Annotated in this window: 6 protein-coding genes; all 6 read left to right on the top strand. The window is 28.5% G+C overall.

The window, feature by feature from the left end; genetic code table 11:
* The first annotated feature begins 91 nt into the window (after positions 1 to 91).
* The 6 genes from ACNQGG_RS17160 to ACNQGG_RS17135 all read left to right on the top strand — a co-directional run bounded on the left by ACNQGG_RS17160 (position 92) and on the right by ACNQGG_RS17135 (position 4,899).
* Positions 92 to 565, top strand: coding sequence for a TIR domain-containing protein (locus tag ACNQGG_RS17160; protein WP_417966056.1), 474 nt, complete (start codon positions 92 to 94; stop codon positions 563 to 565).
* Positions 566 to 934: 369 nt separating this feature from the next.
* Positions 935 to 1,948, top strand: coding sequence for an SMEK domain-containing protein (locus ACNQGG_RS17155; protein WP_417966054.1), 1,014 nt, complete (start codon positions 935 to 937; stop codon positions 1,946 to 1,948).
* 161 nt (positions 1,949 to 2,109) lie between these two features.
* Positions 2,110 to 3,066 carry a DUF4238 domain-containing protein gene (locus ACNQGG_RS17150; RefSeq protein ID WP_417966052.1) on the top strand — a complete coding sequence of 319 codons (957 nt, stop codon included), beginning with the start codon at positions 2,110 to 2,112 and terminating at the stop codon, positions 3,064 to 3,066.
* Between the two features lie 329 nt (positions 3,067 to 3,395).
* Entirely contained in the window at positions 3,396 to 4,109 is a 714-nt protein-coding gene (locus tag ACNQGG_RS17145) for a hypothetical protein (protein ID WP_417966050.1), read from the top strand.
* Positions 4,110 to 4,238: 129 nt separating this feature from the next.
* Positions 4,239 to 4,568, top strand: coding sequence for a hypothetical protein (locus ACNQGG_RS17140; protein ID WP_417966048.1), 330 nt, complete (start codon positions 4,239 to 4,241; stop codon positions 4,566 to 4,568).
* A 64-nt stretch (positions 4,569 to 4,632) separates the two neighbouring features.
* Positions 4,633 to 4,899, top strand: a complete 267-nt coding sequence (locus ACNQGG_RS17135; RefSeq protein WP_417966046.1) for an energy transducer TonB — start codon at positions 4,633 to 4,635, stop codon at positions 4,897 to 4,899.
* Positions 4,900 to 5,025 lie beyond the last annotated feature (126 nt).

Raw genomic sequence — 5,025 nt, 5'->3', positions numbered from 1 at the left:
TTTTTAATGAAAAATGGAGGTGGTCATTTTGCTCCGGAATTAGGTGGTCATTTTGAATTGGAATCAGGTGGTCACTTTAAATTGGAATTGGGTGGTCAATATCACTGGAATTTGCACTAACGTCCCAAAAGTTAAAGTCGATTCAAAGAAAGTATTTATCGTTCATGGTCATGATGACAAAGCAAGACTACAAATTAGTAAAATATTAAAAGATGATCTTGGAATGGAGCCTATCGTTCTTCAAGAAGAACCTAATGTTTCATTAGAAACTATAATAGTAAAATTTGAACGTTTAGCAAAAGATTGTTCTTCAGCAATAATTCTTTTCACCCCAGATGATAATGCTAATGGAAAATTAAGAGCAAGACAAAATGTAATTTTAGAACTTGGCTATTTTTTAGGAAAATTTCAAGATCAGCCAAACAGAAGAATTATTATAATCAAGACTGGAGATTTAGAAATTCCTTCCGATATATCTGGAGTACTGTATCTAGAGTATATTAAGAATATGAAAGAGATATTTTATGATCTTAAAAAGCAATTTGAAATTTGGGGATATAAATAACCCCACTGGACCTCGTTTGTCCACGTTCTCTGGTGCTTGATTGCATCTAGTGCCTATTTAAATTGCTTGGTAAATAGTAGCGTTTGCAACGCGGTTAACTTTATACTACTCATCTATTAGAAAACGGAACCTATTTAAGAGATATTCATTAGTTACTCAAATACAACTGAAATCTACCCTGTATAAGTGAGAAAAAGCATTCAATAAATAAAGCCATTTTGATGATTTATAGGATAATTATTATATATTTGTTAATGAATATTGTATGACAAAATCATACATATCTACCCAAAATTGGGTGGCTTTGCATGATTTTGTCATACATATAAGTTAGGCGACATTTATAAAGCAGAAAGAAAACACGATTAGATGATTACAAGAGGAATAATTATTGGGAAAATAGTTGATGATTTAGCCAGCTTAAAATATCAAATAGAAACGAGGAATAAATTAGGCCAATTTGATTTAACAAAATACTGCGAAGATTTTTTAAGAGAATTGTTAAATACAACTTACTCATTAAATTTACAAAATTTAAATAAAACAAGAAGTAATGTTCCAGGCCTAGATTTAGGTGATAAAAAAAGTAAATCTGCTTATCAAATAACATCTCAAAAAACATCTCCTAAAATTAATGAAACTCTAAAAAAGATTACTGAAGAGCAAAAATTAGAATATGATTTAATCAATGTTTTCATAATTGGTCAAAAACAGGGTTCTTATACAATAGATAAAAAATTATGCAAAAAGCATTCATTCAATGAAGCAACAAATATTCAAGATATTGATTCTTTATTAAGAGATATTGTTTTACTTGATATTCAAAAATTAGAAATAATATACTCTTTGTTTCAAAGAGAATTTAGACAAGTTAAAATTGAACTTGAACCAATTGACGAAAAAGGTAATTTCGAAAGCTCATATTATAACGCAATCGAAATAAAAGCATCGTCATTACCAAAAAATGGCGTCAAATTCATTGGAGATACTTCTGAATCTGGATATAATATTAGCAAAAAAGAATTGAACGAACTTTATGAGAAATTAGCATCAGTTCCAAGAGTCACAAGAGAAATACTTTCGATAATTACTGACCGCGGAAAAATGGGTAATGATTATTACAATGACGGCAAAATAAAAATTTTCCCAGAAGCATTAGAAAAATTTTTAAACATTTCTAATCGAGAAATGCTAATTGAAATAAACATTTTAGAAAATGCAGATTTAGTTTATCTAGATGAGGATGAAATTGGAAATAGACCTGTATATTTTCTATGTATTAGAGAAGAATTATTGAACAATCTATTTTACTGGATGAAGGAACAAAATCTTTCTATAAGAACATTATTAAATACAATGGATTTTACGATATTAGATAACTAAAATGATCGCCTGACAGGTACTACAACGGATTTGGACAATAGGCTTAATGGGAAAATGGTTTTGTGTTTGGGATGTTTAGGCAAATCCGAAAATAAGGCTTTATTAAACTCCAAAACCACTTGTAGCAAGGGAATGTTAACGGTAAGCTAAAAAAAACGATAATGAAAGAACCATTCGTTAAGAGAAAATATTCCAAAAGACATCATTATATTCCTGTATTTTTTCTCAAAGGTTTTGCGGATGATGAGGGACTAATTTATATTTATGATAAAGTTAAAGATTCTATTTTATTGAAACAAAAACCAGAAAGTAAATTCTATGAAAAAGACTTAAATAATTATAAGACAAGAGACGGAATTTTATTAACAATTGAAGAGCCTTATTATACACCATTAGATACAAGATTATCACCAATTTTTTCAAAAATACAATCAGGAGATATAAATCAAACTTTAACTGCTCTTGAAAAATTTGAAGTTTTATATTTCATAAATCACTTATTCTGGAGGTCTCCACAATCAAATAAACTTTTTATTGAACTTGTAAACAAAGAAGGTCTATCAAACAAATATTTTGGATTTAAAAACGAAAACGGTGAGAAAGTCGATGATAATCAAATTCCTGAAATAAAGACACAAGTATTGCAAGATGTTGAAATCCAAAAAATGTTTAAACAGATGATAGCTTTATCAGATGGAAGTTTTGAAGAAAGTAGACGTTTATTTGATAAATGGTATGTTATTACTTTGACTAATGAAGAATCAAGTTTTTTAGTTGGGGATTATCCATTTTTAATAAATAATTCTAACATATCAATGAATAATGTATTTGACGAAATGATTTTCCCATTATCAAAAAATAAACTATTGATATTGTCTGATAAATCACCTAACTTTCTTGATGGAATACTATTTACAAACATTAACTCATGTGTTATTGCCCAATCGAAAAGATTTGTAGCTTCGAGTAACGAAAAGCAATTAAAAAATGCAATTGAACACTATAAAGCTTCAATAGAATTGAATACAGAACAGAAAATTATTGAAGATACATTTAAGTTTATGTATCATCTATCAGAATATAAAGATCATGATGAATATTTAAAGGCAGTTTTTTAAACTGTGCCCATAACAGTGCGCAAATTAGGATTGATTTTTTTAGCCTACAATCTGCACCGGATTTTTAATATGATTGATCCAAATCTACTAAAAACAATATCTACGAAGTATGGCTTTATATTTTTGTGCTTTAGGAGCACTTTTTAACGCTTTTTACTACTCCTTTTTTGAAAAGCTAAATCAAACTTCTTTTTTCAAAAAGAAAAATAATTGTAGTTTAAATCACATATATTTACATTAAAAATTAATAAAAAAACGCAGTTTGAAGGTTATTAGACATACTGACGTTGGCGATAATTATTAGAAATCCTAGATCGACAAATTACTTTATGAGTTTACCACTGGAACAAAAGAAAATCAACGAAGATACTTTCACTAATTTAAATGAAGAATCAGCATTTCTTTTAGGATACATTTTTACAGATGGATTTTTAGGTTTTCACAAAAATACAGGCTTAAACTATCTTCGAATTTATAGTAAGGATAAAGTGAAAATTGAAAATATTAAACTCATTTTCCAATCAGAAGCTAAAGTCAATCATATTAAAGAAAAGTATTATGGAGAAGTTAAGCAAGGTGAACTATTTTATTTGCATGTTGGAAATGAAATAGTCATTGAAGATTTAATTGATTTGGGAATGGTTGAGAAAAAAAATGATAAAATTAAATTCCCATATCTTCCAACAGAATTATATTCACATTTTATTCGAGGTGTTTGGTCAGGAAAAGGCTATGTTTCAACATATAAAAATTCAATATTTTCTACATTTTCATTTGGATCAATTGATTTTATTACGGACTTAGAAAAACATCTTCGTTCTAAAGGATTATCCAAAAGAAAAATAGAACTAAATAAATTTTCAAAAAAACCTTCATATAAGATTAAATATTCAGTAACGGATACCAAAAAATTATACGATTACATATATAATTGCAGCACTGATCTCACAACTTGCATTGAACAAGAGAATTTATTAAAGGAATATTTTGCAGATTATAAACCGCCTAAAAGGAAAATGAAAAGACGCCGGAATACAATATAACTATCGCAAACAGGTGTCACACACTAGGTTGGTGCGAGTGTCTCGTTCGTATACATTAAGTTATTAGACATACTGACGTTGGTGGCTATTTTACCGAGAAACAACCTGAAAAAGCATAAAAAATTGAATATGAAAAAAAAAGTATTTTTAATTACTTTCCTAATTTGTGCAGCAACTGTATTCTCACAAAATATAATTGAATATAATGGCAAAAAAATAAACGGACTAGATGAAAACAATAATCAAACTGGAATCTGGAAATTGTTTGATGAAGAGAACAAAGTTTTAATAACTTGTGAATTTAAAAATGGAGAATATGTTTCAAACACAAATTTTTATAAAGATTCGAAGTTAATTGCATCATATAATAATGAAGACAAATTAGAAATATACAAAGATTCAAAAACAATAACTTGCAATTTTCATAGAAAGGAAGATAATAGCACAACTCTTTATTGACAAAAATGGAAAGGAAATCGATTCAGAAATAAAAAAATATTATTTTTTAAATGCTGATCAAGTTATGCCAATGTTCTATGGAGGAGTAAACAAACTTTATGAATTTATTGGAAATAATTTTAACAGCAACGGGAATAAAGGAAGAGTAAAAGTTAAATTCAAAATCGATTCAAAAGGATTTGCTACAGAAATAGAAATCGAAAGTACTACAAATGAAAAATTAAATGAAGAAGCAATAAGAATAATAAGTATTATGCCAAGGTGTCAACCTGCATACCAACGTGGTATATTCGTAAAATATCCTTATGCAGTTCCAATAAATATAAACTAAAAACTGCCACCAACAGCTAGGTTTTCGTTGCGTGCGCAGCACGAACAATGAAAACCGTGTTGAACGGAACCGGTCACTGGCAGGAACTATGGAGTTATCGTAAAGTCTAGAGAGAGAATATCAAGA

The sequence above is a fragment of the Flavobacterium esculini genome, from assembly GCF_048284325.1.
Taxonomy (GTDB): domain Bacteria; phylum Bacteroidota; class Bacteroidia; order Flavobacteriales; family Flavobacteriaceae; genus Flavobacterium.
The sequence above is the reverse complement of the archived record's forward strand: the minus strand, read 5'-3'. Positions and strand labels throughout refer to the sequence as shown.